We start from the raw sequence: 19,360 nt of genomic DNA, 5'->3' as shown, positions 1-19,360 counted from the left end.
CGCGGGGCAGTGACATCCGCGGTGCCGCCGCGATGCCGTCCCTTCGATCCTCACCTCCCGCGGGACGGCTTCCGTGTTAGAATTTGTTTGTTTTCTATCGCTTTTGTTCCACTAGGTCCGCCGGTGGCTCTGCCATGGGGGAAGGAGGTGCCATGCTCGTCCCCGAGCGTCACCGTTACATCCTGCGTGAACTGGAGCAACGCGAGGCTGTCAGGGTAGGCGAACTTGCCGCCGCTATGGCCGTGTCCGAGATGACCGTGCGCCGCGACATCGAGACGTTGCACGTGGCCGGTTCGCTGCGGAAGGTCCATGGTGGGGCCGTCCGCATTCAGCCGCTTGCCGCCGTCGAACCCGGTTTCCAACTCAATCTTGACCGGGAAACTGAAGCCAAGACCGCCATCGCCGGCGCCGCTGCGAGGCTGGTGGCGGACGGGATGACTGTCTCGCTGACCGGGGGCAGCACCACCTACCGGCTCGCGGCCCGACTGACCGGGGTGGAAAACCTCACCGTGGTAACCAATTCGATCAAGGTGGCCGACGTGCTGCACACCGACTCCTCCGCCACTGTCATCCTCACCGGCGGGGAACGCACTCCTTCCGAGGCGCTGGTGGGCCCCGTTGCCACCGCGGCGATCAGTAACCTGCACGTGGACCTGTGCTTCATGGGCGTGCATGGCCTCGACGTCGAACATGGCCTGTCCACCCCGAATGTGCACGAAGCCGAAACGAACCGCGCCTTCGCCGCCTCGGCCGCTGAGCTGGTGGTGCTGGCCGACCACACCAAATTCGGCGTCACGGCCCTGGCGGGCATCGTGCCGCTGCACGACGTCGGGACCCTGGTGACCGACCACCTCCCCACCGGCGCCGCCGCTGAGAACTACTCGCACGGCGTCGGACGCGTTGTGACCACCACCGGAGCCGGCACAGCTGAACACGGAACGGAGACCGCATGACGATTGTGACCCCCACCCGGCTGGCCGACGGCCGGGAACTGATCTACTTCGACGAGGCACAGCAGACGGCGGATCTGCACCGCACCGGCGAACTGGTCCGCGACCGGCGCCCCCTCGACGCGCGGGGCTGCACCGGCGAACTGCGCTACGACGCGCTGAACGACGACTGGGTGGCGATCGCCGCGCACCGGCAGACCAGGACGTACCTGCCTCCGGCGGACCAGTGCCCGCTGTGCCCGACGACTCAGGCCAACCCGTCGGAGATCCCAGCGGCTGAATACGACGTCGCGGTTTTCGAGAACCGATTCCCCTCGTTCGGTCCGGGCACCGGCGCTGTTCCCGGCACCGGCGCTGGCACAGGCGATCCGCAGTGGGGCATCGCCGCGCCGTCGTTCGGTCGCTGCGAAGTCGTCGCGTTCACCAGCGAGCACACCGGTTCCTTCTCCGACCTGTCGCCGCAACGAGCGCTGACCGTCATCGACACCTGGGCACACCGCACCGCAGAACTGTCCGCGCTGGACGGCGTGAAGCAGGTCTTCCCCTTCGAGAACCGGGGCTCGGAAATCGGCGTCACCCTGCACCACCCCCATGGACAGATTTACGCCTACCCGTACATCCCGGCGAAGTCCGCGGTGATGGCCGCGGCCGCGCACCGGCACTTTGAGGCTTCCGGCGGCACCAGCACGCTGACCGGCTCCATCCTGGGCAAAGAGCAGGAAGACGGATCGCGGATGGTGCTGCGCAGCGACCACTTCAGCGCCTACGTCCCGTTTGCCGCCCGCTGGCCGGTCGAAGTGCATCTGGTCCCCCACCGGCACGTGCCCGACTTCGCCGCGCTCACCGGAGCCGAGCGGGAGGAACTGGCCGGTGTCTACCTGGATCTGCTGTCGCGGTTCGACAGGCTGTACGGCACCCCGATGCCCTACATCGCCGCCTGGCACCAGGCGCCGTTGCAGCCGGGATTGCGTGAGGCCTCGCGGCTCCACCTGCAGCTGACCTCACCGCGGCGGGCGGCGGACAAGCTGAAGTTCCTGGCCGGGTCGGAAGCGGCGATGGGTGCCTTCATCAACGACACCACGCCAGAAGATGTGGCCCGGCGACTGCGGGAGGTGGCCGAATGAGCACGGCAAGCCCGACGGCGGGAGCGGCCACATTGGCCGAACGGTTCACCAGCGCCTTCGGGCACCCGCCGGAAGGCATCTGGTCCGCGCCCGGACGAGTGAACCTGATCGGCGAGCACACCGATTACAACGAGGGTTTCGTGCTGCCATTCGCCATCGACCGCTCCACCCGGGTCGCGGTGCGGCGCCGGGCGGACGGCCGTGTCCGGGTGCTGTCCGGATTCGATTCCGATGGCGCTGTCACGGCCGACGTCGGCGGGCTGGCCCCGGGGTCGGTCAGCGGTTGGTCGGCCTATCCGTTGGGCGTGGTGTGGTCGATGCGCGAAGCATCGGTGGACGTGCCCGGCATGGACATGCTGTTCGACTCGGATGTGCCGGTCGGTGCGGGCTTGTCGTCGTCGGCAGCCATTGAGTGCGCCGCTGCGGTGGCGGTCAACGAACTGGCCGCAGCGGGACTGTCGGCCGCCGAACTCGTATTGATCGGCCAGCGCGCGGAGAACGACGTCGTCGGCGCCCCCACGGGGATCATGGACCAGTCCGCCTCGCTGCTCGGCGCGGCAGGATCGGCGGTGTTCCTGGACTGCCAGTCGCAGCACTCCGAACTCGTCCCGCTCGATCTGGCCGGCACCGGGCTGGTGGCGCAGATTATCGACACCAAGGTTTCGCACTCGCACGCCACCGGCGGATATGCGGACCGGCGCGCCTCCTGCGAGCGGGGCGCTGCCGCGCTTGGACTTTCTTCGCTGCGCGGATTGGCCCCGTCCGGCCTGCCGCAAGCCAGGGAGCTGCTGGACGAGGAGACCTTCCGCCGGGTCCGGCATGTCGTCACCGAAAACGAGCGGGTCCGGCGCACCTGCCAGGTCCTTGCCGCCGAAGGACCGGCGGCCATCGGGGAGCTGCTCGATTCCAGCCATGTGTCCATGCGGGACGACTTCGAGATCTCCTGCCCGGAACTGGACCTGGCGGTGGAAACCGCCCGCGAGCACGGGGCCATCGGAGCGCGGATGACCGGCGGCGGCTTCGGCGGCTCGGCCATCGCCCTGACGCCGGTGGACCGCGCGCAGCAGGTCAGCGACGCGGTCGCCGCTGCGTTCGCCGGTGCCTCGTTCACTGCGCCGGATGTATTCGCCGTCCAGCCCGCGGCCGGCGCCCGCCGCATCGACTGAACCACCCGGTGGTCGACCAAGGGAGCGCCAGCGACCGCGTGGAGACCCCGCACCGAGACCCGCACCGAGACCCCGTGAAAAACCCGGCTTCAGGGTCGACAATAGAGCCATGAGCAACGACTTCCTGGAGACCATGGCCGCCCGCCGCTCCTCGTCGTCGGTCACGGAACAGGCGCCCGACGACGACGAGCTCGCCCGGCTACTGGCCGCCGTCGTACCGGTCGCCGACCATAAGGGCCTGCGGCCGTGGCGGCTGGTGGTCCACCGTGGCGATGAGCGCCTCCGGGTCGGTGATGCGCTGGCCCGCGGCGACCTGGGCAAACGCCATGAGCAGGATCCCAAGGCGGTGGCAAAGCTGAGAAAGAAGACCACCCGGGCGCCGCTGCTGCTGGCCGTTATCGCCGAACGCCGCAGTTCCAGCCTGCCCAAATGGGAGCAGGAGGCGGTGGCCTCGGGCGCGGCACATCTGCTGGAGCTGGCATTGTTCGCCGCCGGGTGGGGCGTGATGTGGCGGACCGGATCGGGCACGGACACCAAAGCGGTGAGGAGGCTGTATGGCCTGCACAAGCGCGACCGGCTGCTCGGCTGGCTCTACGTCGGCGGCATCAAGCCCGGCTCATCTTCCAAGGCCAAGAAGCGTCCCGACCCGGACGAATTCCTCACCCGGCTGCCTCAGGAGTAACGTCGGTCACGACGGCCGTGTTTAGTTGACGAGGATGACGCGCGTGGCCGGGATGACGCGCTTGACGTGCATGCGGAAGGAACAGCAATGGCAGAGGCAGTAATCGTATCGGCAGCGCGCAGCGGCATAGGTCGGGCGTTCAAGGGCTCCTTGGCAGGCGAACGCCCCGATGACCTGGCGGCGGCAATGATCGGTTCGGCGCTGGACAAGGTGCCGGAACTCGACCGCGGCCGCCTCGACGACATCTACCTGGGCTGTGCCGAACCCAGCGGCGAAGCCGGATCCAACATGGCCAGGGTCGCGTCAGTGCTGGCCGGGATGGACGGTGTCCCCGCCGCCACCGTCAACCGGTTCTGCGCCTCCAGCATCCAGACCCTGCGGATGGCCCACCATGCCATCGCAGCGGGTGAGGGCAGTGCGTTTGTCTCCGCCGGCGTCGAATCCGTCTCCAGATACCAGAACTGGGCCGGCGCGGGAGAGACCGACGCATCCAACCACAATCCGAAGTTCGCCGACGCGGAAGCACGCACCAAGGCCCAGGCGAAGAGCAACACCCGGTGGAGCGACCCCCGCAGCGACGGTGCGCTGCCCGACATTTACACATCTATGGGACAGACCGCAGAGAATGTCGCCACCTCGCTGGGCATCAGCCGCGCGGAGCAGGACGAGTGGGGCGTGCTCAGCCAGAACCGTGCCGAGGCGGCGATCAAGAACGGGTTCTACGCACGGGAGATCACCCCCTACACGCTGGCGGACGGTTCCGTCTTCGACAAGGATGATTCACCGCGGGCCGGCGTCACGATGGACGCGGTCAGCCAGCTCTCTCCCGTGTTCCGCGAGGACGGAACCGTCACCGCGGGCAATGCCTGCCCGCTCAATGACGGCGCCGCCGCCATGGTCGTAATGAGCGATCAGCGGGCCGCCGAACTCGGCCTGACGCCGCTGGCACGGATCGTCTCCACCTCGGTGAGCGCGTTGTCGCCCGAGATCATGGGGCTTGGCCCGATTGAGGCGACCCGGAAGGCGCTGGCCCGGGCCGGAATGTCCATCGGCGATATCGACCTCGTCGAGCTCAACGAAGCCTTCGCCGTGCAGGTGGTCGCAAGTGCCCGGGAGCTGGGAATCGACCACGACAAGCTCAACGTGCACGGCGGCGCAATTGCCCTGGGGCATCCGTTCGGCATGACCGGCGTGCGGATGACCACCACATTGCTCAATGGGCTGACGACGACCGATGGAAACCTGGGGTTGGCCACGTTGTGTGTCGGCGGTGGCCAGGGTATGGCGCTTATAGTGGAGCGGCTCAGCTGAGGTGGCGGCTCAGCTGAGGCGGGCTTAAATGCTGATGGCTCCTGCGCACAGGAGCCATCAGCATGTTGTCGCACCCGGTCAGGCGATGGAGAGCCGGCCGGGCGTGAGGTGTTTAGTCGCTGCCGCGGAGGATGGCCAGCAGCCGCAGGATCTCCACGTAGAGCCAGACCAGTGTGACCGTCAGTCCGAAGGCGGCGGTCCAGGAATACTTCTGCGGGACGCCGTTGCGGACGCCCTGCTCGATCGCGGTGAAGTCGATAATCAGGGAGAAAGCCGCCAGCCCGATGGCGAGGATGCCTATGAAGACCCCCAGCGGAATGCCGAAGATTTCCACGTCGGTGCGAAGCCCCCAGGCAGATTCGGTGGCGCCGAACATCATCATGCCGACGTTAATCAGCGAGAACAACGCATAGGCCGAAATGGCGATCATGAAGAACTTCATCGCCTTCGGTGAGGCGCGGACCTTGCCGCTCTTGAACAGCGCGAAGGTTACGCCGAAGACCACCAAGGTGCCCAGCACTGCCTGGAACACGATCCCCGGATAGATTGATTCGAGGATGCCGGACAGGCCGCCGACGAACATGCCCTCGAGCACCGCGTAGCCGATGATCAGGGCCGGGGACGGTTCCTTCTTGAACGCGTTGACCAGGCCGAGGACCAGGCCGCCGATCAGGCCGATCCACATCAGGATCGGGAACATGGCACCGACGATGGCGCCGCCGACCAGCACGGCCAGGCAGCCGATGGTCTTGATGATGACGTCGTCGTAGGTCATCCGGCCGGTCTTCACCGGGCCAGCTGATGGCTGGTTGTAGAGCTCCTGCAGCTGCTCGCTGGAAAGCTGGGTCTGGTTAGCCATCGTTGCCGAGCCCGTGCTTGCCCGGCCTGCAGGCTGGCTTCGGAAACTCTTGTTGTTATTGAACACCGGGTTTCCACCGAATGCCATGAATTATCCTCCATCTCAGGGGCGTTGCGATGACTAGATCGTATCAGCCGCCATTACTGTTCCGAACCGGCACAGCGCTCAGGTCGCGCCGCGTACACCGTTCTTTCAGGTGAACGTATGAGACGGCGGTTTTGCTCCCGGATGCCGGAAGAAATTTACAGTGCCCCAGGTGGGAATCGAACCCACACTGAACGGATTTTAAGTCCGCCGCCTCTGCCGTTGGGCTACTGGGGCGCGAAGGCGAAAAGGAATACCTGCTAAAGCGTACTAGATGCCGGCGCTGCACGGCGCTGGAGTTTCACGTTACGGTGCCACTGCAGTGCAGGCTGGTACTGCAGCTTACGACGCCGCCGGCTACAGGTCGTTGAACGGGGCCGCGTAACGGAACGTACCCGACACCGGCGGTTCCGGCGGGCCAGCCGCCGGTGGCAAACCACGGCTGTGATCCGCTCCAGCGTCCCGTATGCCGACCCCAGTGCGGAGTACCGGCAACAGCAACGCCTGGAAATGGTCGCCCCATGCTGCCTCCGGTGGCTCAATGTCCAATTCCGACGCCGGGACGAATCCGAACCGGGGATAGTACTCAGTGCTCCCGAGCAGCATGATCGCCCGTTCCCCGCGCTTTACGGCCGCCAGGGACAGTTCCGGGATGTATTCATCGCAGTCGAAGAGCTGCTCATACAAGCCGACCTCGACCGGCACTTCGCCGGGCCGGTCGGCCACGGCGAAGGCAGCACCGGTGAGCGCGAGGATACCGGGACGGTCCCCCGCGGTCTCAGGTCGAATCAACAATGGAATCCGGGGTGGTGCCGGAATGCCCGGACCGGGTTACTTGGCCGACCCGCCGGATCCGGAACCAACTTCGGACTTCTCGCCCGGCTTCTTCGAACCTTGGCTGGACTGCGCCTTGTCGGCGCCGTCGTCCTTCTTCTTGGCAGGAGCGGCCGCGGCGTAGAAGGCCGCACGTGGGCGTTCCAGGTCTTCCAGCTGCGTGGTGTCGCGGCTGAGCACCAGGTTCCAGAACCAGCCGGAGAACACCCGCAGTTTCCGCTCCAGCGTAGGAATGGCCGTGCCGTGGTAAGCGCGGTGCATTAACCAGGCGGGCAGCCCGGAGAAGCCGAAGCCGAATACGTTGGCTACGCCTTTGCCCAGGCCGAATCCGGCCACGGCACCGAGGTTGGTGTGCTTGTAGTCGGTCACCTCTTGCCCCTCGCGGGCGGCCAGCAGGTTGGCTGCCAGGTGCTTCGCCTGGCGGACTGCATGCTGGGCGTTCGGTACGCAGTAGCCACCGACGCCGCCTCCGGACAGATCCGGGACAGCAGCGACGTCGCCTGCGGTCCAGGCATTGTCGACCGGACCATCGTCTCCGGTAATGCGCAGGTCGGCGCCGGACTTGATGCGGCCGCGATCGTCCACCGGGAAATCGCTCTCGGTTGCCAGCGGGTTGGCGCGCACACCGGCGGTCCAGATCAGCGTGTCTGCTTCGAATTCGGCGGCCGGGGACTTATCCGGCATGTTGATCAGCTTGAGCGTGCGGTCCTCGACACTGGCCAGCGAGGTATTGAGCATGACCTCGATGCCGCGCTCGCGCAGATGTTCCACCACGCCCTCGGCCTGCGCCTCGGTGACCTCGGGCATCACGCGGCCCATCGCCTCGACGAGGACGAAGCGGACGTCCTTCATGGTCATCCGGGGGTTGCGGCGGATGGCGGCACGGGCCAGGTCTTCGAGTTCGGCAATGGCCTCGATGCCGGCGAAGCCGCCCCCGACCAGCACGAACGTCAGGGCGCGACGGCGGACCGGGTCGTCCCCCTCGGCCGACCCTTCCTCGATCTTCTCCAGCACGCGGTTGCGCAGTGCCACGGCTTCTTCAATGGTCTTGAAGCCAATGCCGTGTTCAGCGAGTCCGGGAATCGGGAAGGTCTTGGTCACCGCGCCGGCGGACATGATGATGTCCTGGTACGGGATTTCGATGGTTTCCTCTTCCGAGAGCCGGACGAATGCCTTGCGGGCCTTGTGGTCGATGCTGACGACCTCGCCGTCGATCAGTTCGGTGTCCTTCAGGTGGCGGCGGTGCGACACCACCGCGTGCCTGGCCTCGATGTTGCCGCCTGCAACCTCCGGCAGGAACGGCTGGTACGTCATGTACGGCAAGGGGTCGACGACGGTCACGATGCCGCCGCTGGCCTTGATTTTCTTCTGCAGCCGCATGGCCGCATAGAAACCTACGTATCCGCCTCCAACGATAAGTACGCGCGGACGATCCTGAAGCTGTGGGTTCGATGCCATAGCTTCATGGTACAAGACTTTGTGAAAATCTTCACGAAAGGAGGTCGGGATTCTGTCCGGGGGCTTATTCGGGGCCGACTCCGGGGTCTTGTCCGGAGGCTTGTCCGGGGCCTTGTTGCGGACCTCGTCCAGCGGCCGCGTCACGGCGCCGCAGGTACACCACATGCCCCACTGCGGCGATGACGACGACGCCAATCAGCGCCGCGAACCCGATCACGATCGCACGCGGCAGGTCCTCATCCAGTCGGGCCGGTTCAATCGCAGCAGGGGCATCCGGTACGGGAATCGTCGGTGCTTGAGGGCCGGAGGTGGCCAGCGGAGCTTCCGACGGCACAGTGGACTGATCGGCAGGCCGGTGCAGCCGGACCCATTCAGCCAGCGTGGTGCCCAACGGGTTGCTTTGCACCTGGGGGACGTCGGCCGTCAGCGCCGCCTCGGCGTCCAGCAGCCCATAGCCATAGATCACGTCGTTGCCCGGCTGACCGGCGTCGTCGGCGGTGGCAATGATCCGTTTGATCACCTGGTTGGCGCTCATGTCCGGCCACTTGGACCGGATCAGCGCCGCAACGCCTGAAACGATCGGGGCCGCACCGGAGGTACCCGACCACAACGCATATCCCCCGCCGGGCAGTCCGCCGACCAAATCCTCCGCGGGGGCCGCCACGCCGATCGTGATGCCCTGGGACGAAGAATCCCAGCTGGCCTTCCGATTGCGGTCCACCCCGGCGACGGCGAGCACGCCGGGGATGGTCGCCGGAGCCCCGGCCTGTTCCATCCCGGCGCCCCGGTTGCCGGCCGCGGCGACAATCAGCACATCATTCTTTTCGGCGTAGAGGAACGCCTTGTCCCAGCTCCGCGGCCAGGACGTGGAGGTGCTTCCCAGCGACATATTGATGATGTCCGCACCGTGGTTCACGGCCCAACGCACGGCCTCGGGAATCTGCTGGTCAACGCTTTTCCCGGAAGGATTGGGCTTCTCCACACCCAGCCAGGCTGAGACGCTGAGGATCTTGGCCTGCGGCGCCACGCCAATGATGCCGTCGGGGCCGTTGCCGGGGCCTGTGTAGTCTGCTTCCGGGGACCCTGACTGCGGGGAACTCGTGCCGTCCTGGCCCCCGTCGTTGCCGTCGTTCGCGCCGTCGTTCGCGCCGTCGTTCGCCCCCTCGTCCTGCGACCCGGACGAATGGCCCCGTCCGGCCAGCAGGGTGGCCACCAGGGTGCCGTGCTCGGGCGAGTCGCCCAGCCCTTCCAGGCCTTGGGGATGACCGGATCCGGACACATCGGTCCCGCCTGCGATGGCCCCTTGCAGGTCCGGATGATCGCCGTCGATCCCGCTGTCGATCACTGCGACCTTGACCCCGGATCCCTTGGATTCGTCCCAGGCGTCGCGGATGCCGTATTCGTCGAGCCAGTACTGGCGCTCCCGGATCCCGTCCTCGGCCACCGCAGCGGGAGCAACGGCCAGGCCGCCGGCCAAGGCGCAGACGACGCCGGCAGTGGCAACCCGGACGGCCGCGCTACGGGACGGCCGGCGCTTCATGCAGCCCCGTTCGACGTCGCGTCGGCGGCACTGAGCGCAATGCCGTCGAGAATGTCGTGCTCACTGGCAATGGCGGTACGTACCTGCCCGTCCGTCATCGCCTGGAGTCGGCGCAGGATCCGTTCCCAGATCAGCGCACCGGAGCCGATCACGTCCACCCGGCCGGGGTGCATGTACGGCAAATCTGCCCGTTCGGAGCGCGGCATGTTCAGCAGCCCGGAAGCCACGCCTGCGATCCGGTCAATGTCCAGTTCGGCGGCGTGAATGGCGTTCCGGTCGTAGCTGTCCAGCCCGAGGGCATGAGCAGTCACTGTCGTGACAGATCCGGCAACTCCGACGACGGTGGCGGCCGAGTCCAGCGGAACCGTCTTTGCCACCTCGTCGATGACGGCGTCGACGTCGGCAACCGCCGCCCCGATCTGCTCCGAAGTGGGTGGATCGTCGTGCAGGTGCCGCTCGGTCAGCCGCACGCACCCGACGTCGACACTGGCCGCGGCGGTGACGCCGCCGCCGGCGCCGAGCACGAATTCGGTGCTTCCCCCGCCCAGGTCGATCACCAGCACGGGCTCCGCCCGGCCGGCCTCGAGCACACTGGCCGCGCCGGCGAAAGACAATGCCGCTTCCTCATCCCCGGTGATCACCTCGGGTTCGACTCCCAGCCGGGCGACGATACCGTCCACAAAGTCCTGGCGGTTTTCGGCGTCCCGGGTGGCCGACGTGGCGGCAAAGCGCAGCCGCCCGACCCCGTGTTCTTCGAGCAGCGCTCCGTATTCTTCGGCGGCGGCGAAGGTGCGCTCCAAGGACTCGGCGGCGAGCCGCCCGGTGGCGTCCACGCCCTGTCCGAGCCGCACCACCCGCATCATCCGCACCACATCAGTGAGCCGGCCGTCGTCGACGTCGGCTATCAGCAACCGGATGGAATTCGTTCCGCAATCGATGGCGCCAACGCGCATCAGGCATCCTTCCGTGGGCTATTGTCCCGCCGTGAGTTGTCGCCGGCCTGTTCCTGGGTCCGCACATGCCGGCTGAGGTCCTTGGACGGCACCGGCCCGGCCGTATCCCACGCCCCGTCGCAGTAACACCGGTCCCGGGTCCACCACGGTGCCAAGGGTTCCAACGCCTCGTCGCCCAGGGGATTGACGCCCGGACCGGCTGCCAGCGAGTGGGCCACCAGTGCGTGCAGGCATTTCACCCGTTCAGGCATGCCGCCGGCGGAGACGCCGGCGATTTCCGGCACCGCGCCCACCCCGCTGCGCCGGCCGATCTCGTCGCGGGTGGCCAGGTAGTGTTCGTGGGCTTGAACGTAACGTCCGGCCAGGTCCTCGTCGCGGGTGAGCCGTTCGCTCATTTCGCTCATCAGTCCCGATGCCTCCAGCCGTGACACGGCCGCCGTGACCACCGGATGGGTGAGGTAGAACGTCGTCGGGAACGGGATCCCCTTGCTCAGCCGTGGCGCCGTGGTGGCCACCAGCGGGTTGCCGCAGACACAGCGGGCACCGATTTCGACGACGTCGCGCACCGGGCGCCCCAGCTGCCGGCTGAGCGTGTCCAGGTCACCGTCCTGAACGGTTCGCCAGTGTTCGGTCAACGAGGTTCCTTCCCGCGCAGCCGGCAAGGTTCGCCGGCGGATTCAGTCAGTGGCTGAGCGTTTGATTGATTCGAAGAGCGCATCGACCCATGGATCGTCTTCGTCACCGGTCGGCGGCGACGGGGCCTGTTCGGGTTGCGTCGCCTCGTCTGCGCCCACCACCAAGTATCTCGTTTCACCGGGCATTACCAAAAACAGCCGCTTACGGGCCTGCTGCTTGATGTAAGCGGGGTCCTCCCAACGGGAGAGTTGAGTCTGCAGCCTGTCCTGCTCGGCCTGCTGGGCCGATATGTCCGACTGCAGCGCGTTGATCTCCATGCGCTGTTCCACATACGTCTGCACGGTGGGGGCGAGGATCACGACCATGGCGATGAGGACGACGGCGAGGGCGAGCAATCTGCCCGAAAACGACTTGGCCGGAACCGGCTCGCCACCGGCCGCGGAACCGGCGTCGCCCGCGGTGCCATTGCCCGTGCCGCTGCCTTCGGCCCCTGGTTCGTTCCTGTTCCAGCTGACCACCGGCTGGCGCACTGCGAACTTGGCGCTGTCGCGTTCGGAGGCCCGGCGGGCGGCGGCCGAGGACCGGGACTTCTTGCCGGACGGCGCCTTGCCGGACGGCGCCTTGGCTGCGGTGCCGGAGCCGGTGCCGGTGCCGCCGGCAGCGTCTTTTCGGTTGTTGTTGCCGGTCGCTTTGCCGCCGTCTTTTTCAGTCGCCTTGCTTGCCTCTCTGCCACCGTCTTTGCCACCCGAGCCGAAGTCGGGGTGCAGCACCTCCGCGGAAATGACGTCGTCGCCGGTCTCCACGCGGTTCTTCACGCGCGACTCGGCAGGACCCCTGGAACGATCACCGGCACCGTCGGCAACACCGCTGCCACCCGCCTGTCCGCCGGACGTGGACCGGGCGCTTTTTGCGGCCCGGGGCACATTGGGACGACGGGTGGACATCGTTCTCCTTGCGTTCGGCGTGTTCGCTGGCAGGGGGTCTGCCGGCTACCCTCCACGATAGCGAGCCGAACCCGCGACTACGCTGAGAAACGCGGGAAGGCGGACAATCCGGCATACCGCGCGGCGTCCATCAGCTCCTCTTCGATGCGCAGCAGATGATTGTACTTGGCCACCCGTTCCGACCGTGCCGGAGCACCGGTCTTGATTTGCCCGGCGTTGGTCGCCACGCAGATATCGGCAATCGTGGTGTCCTCGGTTTCGCCGGAGCGATGGGAGGTGATGGTGGTGAATCCGGCGCGCTGCGCCATCGAAATGGCATCCAGCGTCTCGGTCAGCGTGCCGATCTGATTGACCTTGACCAGCAGCGAGTTGGCGCTCTTGGAGTCGATCCCCCGCTTGAGCCGTTCCGGGTTGGTCACGAACAGGTCGTCGCCCACCAGCTGGGTCTTATCGCCCAAGGCTGCGGTCAGCGACGCCCAGCCGTCCCAGTCATCCTCGTCCAGCGGATCCTCGATGGAGACCAGCGGGTAATCCTTGACCAGCTCCTCATAATAGGCGGCCATTTCCTCCCACGTGCGGGACTTGCCCTCAAATTGGTAAGCGCCGTCGGAGTAGAACTCGCTGGAGGCGACATCGAGGGCGAAGGCGATGTCCTTGCCGGGGGTGTAGCCGGCGCGCTCGATTGCCGTGGTGATCAGGTCAAGGGCCTCACGGTTCGAAGACAGGTTGGGGGCGAAGCCGCCCTCGTCGCCCAGTCCGGTGGCCAACCCCTTTTCCTTCAGCACGGCCTTGAGGCTGTGGTAGGTCTCGACTCCCCAGCGCAGACCCTCGGAGTAGCTGGATGCCCCGTGGGGCACAATCATGAATTCCTGGATGTCGACGTCGGAGTCGGCATGCGAGCCACCGTTGAGGATGTTCATCAGCGGCACCGGCAGCAGGTGGGCGTTCGGTCCGCCGAGGTAGCGGTACAGCGGCAGGGCGGAGGATTCCGCGGCGGCGCGGGCGACGGCCAGCGAAACTCCGAGCATGGCGTTCGCACCCAGGTTGGACTTGTTCTCGGTCCCGTCCAGGTCGATCATGATCTGGTCAATGGTGCGCTGGTCCGCGGCGTCATAGCCCTGCAGTGCCGGGCCGATCTGGTCCATCACGGCTTCAACCGCCTGGGTCACGCCCTTGCCCAAGTAACGATGCTTGTCCCCGTCGCGGCGTTCCACGGCCTCGAACTGCCCGGTGGAGGCGCCGGAAGGGACGGCGGCGCGGCCGAACGTATCGTCGTCGAGCAGCACTTCGACTTCAACGGTGGGATTGCCCCTGGAATCCAGAATTTCGCGTGCATGGATGGCGTCAATAACGGCCATGAAGAAGCTCCTGTCCTATGGAAACGATTAACTGGTGCGCGTCGCGGGTTAATGATTGACTCCCAGCCTAGTTCAGTTTGACCCGCTATGGCGCGAATGACGACGCCGGCGGGGTTCGGGCATCCGGCGCCGTCACGACCGCCGCATCAAGCCGTCACTGTGTAGGGGACTGGCGAGGTGAGGACCTCGGCCCCGTCATCGGTGATGGCGATCGTGTGCTCGCTGTGCGCGGTGCGGCATCCGGTCGCGCTGCGCAGCGTCCACCCATCGGCGTCAACGACCAACCTGTCCGTGTCTGCCATGACCCAGGGCTCCAGGGCGAGCAGCAGGCCGGGTCGCAGCTTGTAGCCACGCCCGGGACGGCCGCTGTTCGCCACGTGGGGATCCTGATGCATGGTCGTCCCGATGCCGTGGCCCCCGAACTCCAGGTTGATCGGATACCCGGCGTCGGCGAGCACAGAGCCGATGGCGTGGGAGAGGTCGCCGACGCGAGCCCCTGGCCGCGCTGCGGCGATACCCGCGGCCAGCGCACGTTCGGTGGTCTCGATCATCTTCTGGTCTTCGGAGGAGCGGATCTGGCCGACGACGAAGCTGATGGCGGCGTCCGCGGCGACGCCCCTGAGCTTTACGGCGAGGTCAAGGGTGAGCAGGTCGCCGTCCGCCAGGCGGTAGTCGTGCGGCATTCCGTGGAGGACACCATCGTTGACGGCCGCGCAGATGTAGTGCCCGAACGGGCCGCGACCGAACGAGGGCGCGTAGTCGACGTAGCAGGACTCGGCACCGGCCTCGACGATCATCTCCTTGGCCCACCGGTCGATGTCGAGCAGGTTGGTGCCGGCCCGGGCGCGGTGCTTCACGGCGTGGAGGATGTCGCCGACGAGGCGTCCCGTGTCCCGGGCGCGGCCCAGCTGGGCTGGGCTGAGGATTTCGATCATGCCAATAACTATACCGGTCAGATCATCCCGGTATTAGAATCGTGTCATGGTCAGATTGCCGCTCACCCCTGAGGAGATCGAACGCGGGCAGCGCCTCGGTGCGGTGCTGCGGCTTGCCCGGCGGGAGCGTTCGATCCTCGAGGTCGCACTCGACGCCGGCGTGTCGCCGGAGACGCTGCGCAAGATCGAAACGGGCCGCGTGGCTACGCCGTCGTTCTCGACCATCGCGGCGGTCGCGACGGTCCTCGGCCTCTCCCTCGACGAGATGTGGGCACAGGTCGCCGCGCCCCGGGAGGACGTCTCCGGTGGTCGGATACCGGTGGAGCTGCCATCGCCACTCGCTCGATAAGATAAAACGACGCACAGTCCCCGACTCATGCAGTCCGGCGTTCCTGGAACCGGGCGACCGCGGAACGCAGGGCCCGTTCGGAGTCCATCCCGCTGGACGTGGCGTGGCGGACAATGTCCAGCAGGAAATCGCCCAGCTCGTCCTCGGTTGCCGGGGCGGCTGCGCTGCTGCCGGGTGCGGCGGGGCCGCCGGTGTGCGGGCCGGCCGGGTTGTCGACGCTGTCGCGGCCGGTTGCCCCGTCAGGTCCGTCAGGTCCGTCAGGTCCGGCAGCCTCGGCCCGCTTGAGTGTCTTGGTGGCAAGCGCCAGCGCCGGCAGCGACGCGGGGATGCCGTCGAATGCGGAGGTCCGCTCCGGCTTCTCCCGCTGCTTGACCTGGTGCCAGCGGTCAATAATCTCCTCCACCGTCGCCGGGAAAGTCTCCTGCAGCCGGCCGTCGGGGGTGAACACGTGCGGGTTGCGGCGGACCATTTTCTCCGTCAGCCCGTTGACCACATCCTCAATGCCGAACCGGCTTTCCTCCTCGGCCAGGCGGGCATGCAGCACGACCTGGAGCAGCACGTCCCCGAGCTCCCCGGCGAGCTCGGACGGCGGGTGGTCTTCCTCGACGGCTTCGACCAGCTCGTACGTCTCCTCGATCAGGTACTCAACGAGACTGGCGTGGGTCAGCGCCCCCATCCAGGGACAGTGTTCGCGCAGCTGGGCGATGACCTCGTTCAGCCGCGCGAAGCCGGTCTCCACGCTCTCGCTGGCGCTCGTTTGGTCGACCCACGCCACGCTCTCGCTGGCGCCCGTTTGGTCGACCCACGAGGCGTCTACTCCGTCGGATCTGTTCACCGCTCGTTCGCGAATCCCTCCACCACGTAGTCGGCCAGCGCTTCGCGCTCTTCCAGCGGCAGGAACGCGGCCTCGACGGCGTTGAGCATCAGCGTCTGCAGGTCATCCAGATCGTACTCGAAGGTGTCGACCAGCAGTTCCAGTTCGTCGCTGAGCGTCGCCCCGCTCATCAGCCGGTTGTCCGGGTTGATGCTGACGTTGAATCCGGTCTGGTACAGCAAGTCCACCGGGTGTTCGCTGAGTTGCTCGCCAAAGCCTGCCACCGCGCCGGTCTGCAGGTTCGACGACGGGCAGATTTCCAGCGGGATGCTGCGGTCGCGGACCCAGCAGGCCAGCCGGCCCAGGCTGACCAGTCCGACGTCGCCGTCGCCGTCATCATCGTTGGTGAATTCGACGTCGATGTCTTCGGCGATCCGAACCCCGTGTCCCAGCCTCAGCGTCCGGGCGCTGACCAGAGCGTCGGCGATGCTGTCCAGACCGGCGGCTTCACCGGCGTGGGCGGTAACGGGGAACTGGTTTTCGGCCAGATAGGTGAAGGCCTCGGCAAACCTCGACGGCGGGAAGCCGTCTTCCGCTCCGGCGATGTCGAACCCGACGGCGCCGGAGTCCCGGTGCCTCACGGCCAGCTCGGCGATTTCCATGCTGCGGTCGGCGTGCCGCATGGCGGTAATCAGCTGCCCCACCTGGATCTGCCGCCCGGTGGATTCCACCGTGTCAACTCCGGCCTCCAGCCCTTCCTGGACTGCTTCGACAGCCTCGTCGAGGCTCAGGCCCTGCTGCAGATGCTGTTCAGGTGCCCAGCGCACTTCACCGTAGATGACGCCGTCGTCGGCCAGGTCCTCCACGAATTCGGCGGCCACCCGGGCCAGTGCATCCCGGGTCTGCATCACGGCGACGGTGTGCTCGAATGTCTCAAGATAGCGGGGCAAGGATCCCGAATCGGCCGACTCGCGGAACCACTGCCCCAGTGCCACCGCGTCGGTGGAAGGCAGCTCGTGGCCAATGCGGGCGGCGAGTTCGATAATGGTTTGCGGACGCAGCCCGCCGTCGAGGTGGTCATGCAGGGACACCTTCGGCAGGGAGCGGACGTCGAAAGTCAGGTCGGATGCTGGCACGGCGTTCAAAACTGGTTCACTCACAGAAGACACTGTAGTACGTCACAACCGCGTCGGCTCCGACCAACGCTTCGCTGCCTCGGCTCGTGCCGCCCGGCGCGCCGTCAGCCTGCGGTTGATGAAGTCCACGATCAGCCCAAGGACCATCGCAATGCCCACCGCGAGCGCGACGCCAAGGAAAGGATTGTCCTGCACCCAGTGCCCGGCGAGGATGCCAATGCCCACCGAATACAACGCCCAGGAACAACCGGCGATCACCGATAACCAGAAGAACTGCACTCGGTGGAAGCCCGTCGCTCCGGCGGTCATATTCACAGCGGTCCGCCCCACCGGAATGTACCGCGCGGCCATGATCAGTATCGGGCCCCGCTTGTCCAGCTGGCTTCCCGCCCAGGAGAACGACTCGGCCACTTTCGGCCGCCGCATCCACCGGAACCGTCTGGTGCCGATGGACCGGCCGATCACGTAGGCGGTGTTGTCGCCAATGATAGCCCCGGCCGCAGCGAGGATTGTGATCACCCACAGGTTCGGCACGCCGGAGGTCATGGCCACTGCGGCCAGGGCGACGACGACGGTTTCGCTGGGAACAGGCGGGAAGAATGCGTCGACGATGCACAGCGCGAACAGCAGCAGGTATATCCAGCCGGAACCGGCCGCATCGAGGATCGTGTCATTGACCGCCTCGACCCATGCCGTGAATCCGTCGACAAATTCCATACCCGTGCCACCCCTTCGTTGTTCCCTCAGTTCAACGATCCCGTACAGCGCACACCGGCGGATATGGGGTGCTTCCCTGATTGGTCCCGCATTTATCAACGTACGGAACTTAGGTGGTGGCAGGCATCAACCCACCGGGGGCTTTAGCGGCGGCTTCCCTCATCCCCGGGGATGAGGAGGAACAGGCCTTGATCCCAGCGCAGGCGCCGGCGTCAGGCGATGCGGTCGATGATCAGCCGCTGGGCCGGGCGTGCACCTTCGGCGGCGATGACGACGGCGTCAGCCAGGGCCTCGCGGGCGCGGTCGAACCGGGACGCGTCGTCGGTCAACATAGTCATCAGCGGTTCACCCGAACGGACCACGGCACCGGGCTTGGCATGCATCCTCACGCCGGCGCCGGCCTGGACCTGGTCCTCCTTGCGCGCACGTCCGGCCCCCAGCCGCCAGGCAGCCACCCCGACGCTGAGCGCATCCAGCCCGACCAGCACGCCGTCGGCGGGGGCGTAGATCGTCTCCGATTCGCGGGCGACCGGCAGCTGCGCATCCGGATCGCCGCCCTGCGCGGCGATCATCCGGCGCCACACGTCCATCGCCCGGCCATCCTTCAACGCGGCCGCCGGGTCCGCATCCGGAACCCCGGCTGCGGCGAGCATTTCCTCGGCCAGCCGCACCGTCAGTTCGACGACGTCTTCCGGCCCCTCTCCGGCGAGGACCTGGACCGATTCTTCGACTTCGATGGCGTTGCCCGCGGTCAGTCCGAGCGGTGTTTCCATATTGGTCATCAACGCAACGGTCTTCACCCCGGCGTCCTGGCCGAGCGCGACCATTGTTTCGGCCAGTTCGCGGGCGGATTCCTCGTCCTTCATGAAGGCGCCGGAACCGACCTTCACGTCCAGCACCAGCGACCCGGTGCCCTCGGCGATCTTCTTGCTCATGATGGATGAGGCGATGAGCGGAATGGACTCCACTGTCCCCGTCACGTCCCGCAGCGCGTAGAGTTTCTTGTCCGCCGGAGCCAGCCCCGAGCCCGCGGCGCAAATGACGGCGCCGACGTCGGACAGTTGGGACATCATCTGTTCATTGGACAGCGATGCCTGCCATCCGGGGATCGACTCCAGTTTGTCCAGCGTCCCGCCGGTGTGGCCCAGCCCGCGGCCGGACAATTGCGGAACCGCGACGCCGTACACTGCGACCAGCGGCGCCAGCGGCAGGGTGATCTTGTCCCCCACCCCGCCGGTGGAGTGCTTGTCCACCGTTGCCTTGCCCAGCGAGGGGAAGTCCATCCGCTCGCCGGAGCTGATCATCGCCGTGGTCCACCGGGAAATCTCCGGCCGCGACATCCCATTAAGCAGGATCGCCATGTTCAGCGCCGACATCTGCTCGTCGGCGATAGTGCCACGGGTGTAGGCATCGATGGTCCAGTCGATCTGCTCGCCGCTGAGCGTGCCGCGGTCACGCTTGGTGCGGATGATGTCGACGGCGTCGAAGTCCGGGCTCATTTTTCGATCCT

At 66.7% G+C, this 19,360-nt stretch carries 19 protein-coding genes and 1 tRNA gene; 6 read left to right on the top strand and 14 right to left on the bottom strand.

The features are described from left to right. Window positions 1–152: 152 nt before the first annotated feature. The 5 genes from H535_RS0108625 (at window position 153) to H535_RS0108605 (ending at window position 5,233) form a co-directional block, all read left to right on the top strand. On the top strand, window positions 153–953 hold the full coding sequence (locus H535_RS0108625) for a DeoR/GlpR family DNA-binding transcription regulator (RefSeq protein ID WP_211236560.1): 801 nt from the start codon (window positions 153–155) through the stop codon (window positions 951–953). Beyond that, window positions 950–2,074 carry a galactose-1-phosphate uridylyltransferase gene (galT, locus tag H535_RS24345; protein WP_051298850.1) on the top strand — a complete coding sequence of 375 codons (1,125 nt, stop codon included), beginning with the start codon at window positions 950–952 and terminating at the stop codon, window positions 2,072–2,074. The genes H535_RS0108625 and galT overlap by 4 nt, the downstream gene beginning before the upstream one ends. Next, entirely contained in the window at window positions 2,071–3,240 is a 1,170-nt protein-coding gene (galK, locus tag H535_RS0108615) for a galactokinase (RefSeq protein ID WP_026819236.1), read from the top strand. The genes galT and galK overlap by 4 nt, the downstream gene beginning before the upstream one ends. A gap of 109 nt (window positions 3,241–3,349) precedes the next feature. Continuing rightward, window positions 3,350–3,922, top strand: a complete 573-nt coding sequence (locus H535_RS0108610) for a nitroreductase family protein (RefSeq protein ID WP_035768873.1) — start codon at window positions 3,350–3,352, stop codon at window positions 3,920–3,922. Between the two features lie 87 nt (window positions 3,923–4,009). Then, a complete protein-coding gene (locus tag H535_RS0108605; protein WP_026819234.1) occupies window positions 4,010–5,233 on the top strand; it encodes an acetyl-CoA C-acetyltransferase in 1,224 nt (407 codons plus the stop codon). A gap of 112 nt (window positions 5,234–5,345) precedes the next feature. On the opposite strand, the gene H535_RS0108600 is transcribed toward H535_RS0108605, so the two are convergent. From H535_RS0108600 to map, 10 genes are all read right to left on the bottom strand, one after another. Beyond that, window positions 5,346–6,179, bottom strand: coding sequence for a Bax inhibitor-1/YccA family protein (locus H535_RS0108600; protein WP_026819233.1), 834 nt, complete (start codon window positions 6,177–6,179; stop codon window positions 5,346–5,348). Between the two features lie 161 nt (window positions 6,180–6,340). Continuing rightward, a tRNA-Leu gene (locus tag H535_RS0108595) sits at window positions 6,341–6,413 on the bottom strand. Between the two features lie 120 nt (window positions 6,414–6,533). After that, a complete protein-coding gene (locus H535_RS24340; RefSeq protein WP_155838624.1) occupies window positions 6,534–6,968 on the bottom strand; it encodes a hypothetical protein in 435 nt (144 codons plus the stop codon). Between the two features lie 39 nt (window positions 6,969–7,007). Further along, a complete protein-coding gene (locus H535_RS24335; RefSeq protein ID WP_051298893.1) occupies window positions 7,008–8,468 on the bottom strand; it encodes an NAD(P)/FAD-dependent oxidoreductase in 1,461 nt (486 codons plus the stop codon). Window positions 8,469–8,532: 64 nt separating this feature from the next. Further along, a complete protein-coding gene (locus H535_RS24330) occupies window positions 8,533–10,008 on the bottom strand; it encodes a S8 family serine peptidase (RefSeq protein WP_051298848.1) in 1,476 nt (491 codons plus the stop codon). Beyond that, on the bottom strand, window positions 10,005–10,964 hold the full coding sequence (locus H535_RS0108575; RefSeq protein ID WP_026819231.1) for a Ppx/GppA phosphatase family protein: 960 nt from the start codon (window positions 10,962–10,964) through the stop codon (window positions 10,005–10,007). Before H535_RS0108575 ends, H535_RS24330 begins: the two co-directional genes overlap by 4 nt. Further along, on the bottom strand, window positions 10,961–11,596 hold the full coding sequence (locus tag H535_RS24325) for a DUF501 domain-containing protein (protein WP_211236559.1): 636 nt from the start codon (window positions 11,594–11,596) through the stop codon (window positions 10,961–10,963). Before H535_RS24325 ends, H535_RS0108575 begins: the two co-directional genes overlap by 4 nt. A gap of 42 nt (window positions 11,597–11,638) precedes the next feature. Beyond that, window positions 11,639–12,541: an FtsB family cell division protein gene (locus tag H535_RS0108565; RefSeq protein WP_026819230.1), complete on the bottom strand. Its 903-nt coding sequence runs from the start codon at window positions 12,539–12,541 to the stop codon at window positions 11,639–11,641. Between the two features lie 77 nt (window positions 12,542–12,618). Next, a complete protein-coding gene (eno, locus tag H535_RS0108560; protein ID WP_026819229.1) occupies window positions 12,619–13,899 on the bottom strand; it encodes a phosphopyruvate hydratase in 1,281 nt (426 codons plus the stop codon). Window positions 13,900–14,045: 146 nt separating this feature from the next. Then, on the bottom strand, window positions 14,046–14,834 hold the full coding sequence (map, locus tag H535_RS0108555; RefSeq protein ID WP_026819228.1) for a type I methionyl aminopeptidase: 789 nt from the start codon (window positions 14,832–14,834) through the stop codon (window positions 14,046–14,048). A gap of 46 nt (window positions 14,835–14,880) precedes the next feature. Between map and H535_RS24320 the strand changes: the two genes are divergently transcribed. After that, window positions 14,881–15,183 (top strand): helix-turn-helix domain-containing protein, encoded by a 303-nt coding sequence (locus H535_RS24320; RefSeq protein WP_051298844.1) that lies wholly within the window; start codon window positions 14,881–14,883, stop codon window positions 15,181–15,183. Window positions 15,184–15,208: 25 nt separating this feature from the next. Here H535_RS24320 and H535_RS0108545 read toward each other — a convergent pair whose 3' ends face one another. The 4 genes from H535_RS0108545 to H535_RS0108530 all read right to left on the bottom strand — a co-directional run bounded on the left by H535_RS0108545 (window position 15,209) and on the right by H535_RS0108530 (window position 19,349). Further along, window positions 15,209–16,018: a MazG nucleotide pyrophosphohydrolase domain-containing protein gene (locus H535_RS0108545; protein WP_425387268.1), complete on the bottom strand. Its 810-nt coding sequence runs from the start codon at window positions 16,016–16,018 to the stop codon at window positions 15,209–15,211. Then, the gene (locus H535_RS0108540; RefSeq protein WP_026819226.1) at window positions 16,015–17,157 is read right to left on the bottom strand and encodes an adenosine deaminase; all 1,143 of its coding nucleotides are present in this window, start codon (window positions 17,155–17,157) and stop codon (window positions 16,015–16,017) included. The genes H535_RS0108545 and H535_RS0108540 overlap by 4 nt, the downstream gene beginning before the upstream one ends. A gap of 18 nt (window positions 17,158–17,175) precedes the next feature. Beyond that, a complete protein-coding gene (locus H535_RS24315) occupies window positions 17,176–17,850 on the bottom strand; it encodes a DedA family protein (protein ID WP_035768870.1) in 675 nt (224 codons plus the stop codon). 212 nt (window positions 17,851–18,062) lie between these two features. Then, complete coding sequence (locus H535_RS0108530) at window positions 18,063–19,349, bottom strand: thymidine phosphorylase (protein ID WP_026819225.1); 1,287 nt, start codon at window positions 19,347–19,349, stop codon at window positions 18,063–18,065. Window positions 19,350–19,360 lie beyond the last annotated feature (11 nt).

The organism is Arthrobacter castelli DSM 16402 (genome assembly GCF_000430705.1).
Classification (GTDB): Bacteria; Actinomycetota; Actinomycetes; order Actinomycetales; family Micrococcaceae; genus Arthrobacter_C; species Arthrobacter_C castelli.
The sequence above is the reverse complement of the archived record's forward strand: the minus strand, read 5'-3'. Positions and strand labels throughout refer to the sequence as shown.

Excerpts from the sequence above, each read along its gene's own strand:
- H535_RS0108625 (WP_211236560.1), top strand. The coding sequence starts at position 153 with ATGCTCGTCCCCGAGCGTCACCGTTACATCCTGCGTGAACTGGAGCAA.
- galT (WP_051298850.1), top strand. The coding sequence starts at position 950 with ATGACGATTGTGACCCCCACCCGGCTGGCCGACGGCCGGGAACTGATC.
- galK (WP_026819236.1), top strand. The coding sequence starts at position 2,071 with ATGAGCACGGCAAGCCCGACGGCGGGAGCGGCCACATTGGCCGAACGG.
- H535_RS0108610 (WP_035768873.1), top strand. The coding sequence starts at position 3,350 with ATGAGCAACGACTTCCTGGAGACCATGGCCGCCCGCCGCTCCTCGTCG.
- H535_RS0108605 (WP_026819234.1), top strand. The coding sequence starts at position 4,010 with ATGGCAGAGGCAGTAATCGTATCGGCAGCGCGCAGCGGCATAGGTCGG.
- H535_RS0108600 (WP_026819233.1), bottom strand. The coding sequence starts at position 6,179 with ATGGCATTCGGTGGAAACCCGGTGTTCAATAACAACAAGAGTTTCCGA.
- H535_RS24335 (WP_051298893.1), bottom strand. The coding sequence starts at position 8,468 with ATGGCATCGAACCCACAGCTTCAGGATCGTCCGCGCGTACTTATCGTT.
- H535_RS24330 (WP_051298848.1), bottom strand. The coding sequence starts at position 10,008 with ATGAAGCGCCGGCCGTCCCGTAGCGCGGCCGTCCGGGTTGCCACTGCC.
- H535_RS0108565 (WP_026819230.1), bottom strand. The coding sequence starts at position 12,541 with ATGTCCACCCGTCGTCCCAATGTGCCCCGGGCCGCAAAAAGCGCCCGG.
- eno (WP_026819229.1), bottom strand. The coding sequence starts at position 13,899 with ATGGCCGTTATTGACGCCATCCATGCACGCGAAATTCTGGATTCCAGG.
- map (WP_026819228.1), bottom strand. The coding sequence starts at position 14,834 with ATGATCGAAATCCTCAGCCCAGCCCAGCTGGGCCGCGCCCGGGACACG.
- H535_RS24320 (WP_051298844.1), top strand. The coding sequence starts at position 14,881 with ATGGTCAGATTGCCGCTCACCCCTGAGGAGATCGAACGCGGGCAGCGC.
- H535_RS24315 (WP_035768870.1), bottom strand. The coding sequence starts at position 17,850 with ATGGAATTTGTCGACGGATTCACGGCATGGGTCGAGGCGGTCAATGAC.
- H535_RS0108530 (WP_026819225.1), bottom strand. The coding sequence starts at position 19,349 with ATGAGCCCGGACTTCGACGCCGTCGACATCATCCGCACCAAGCGTGAC.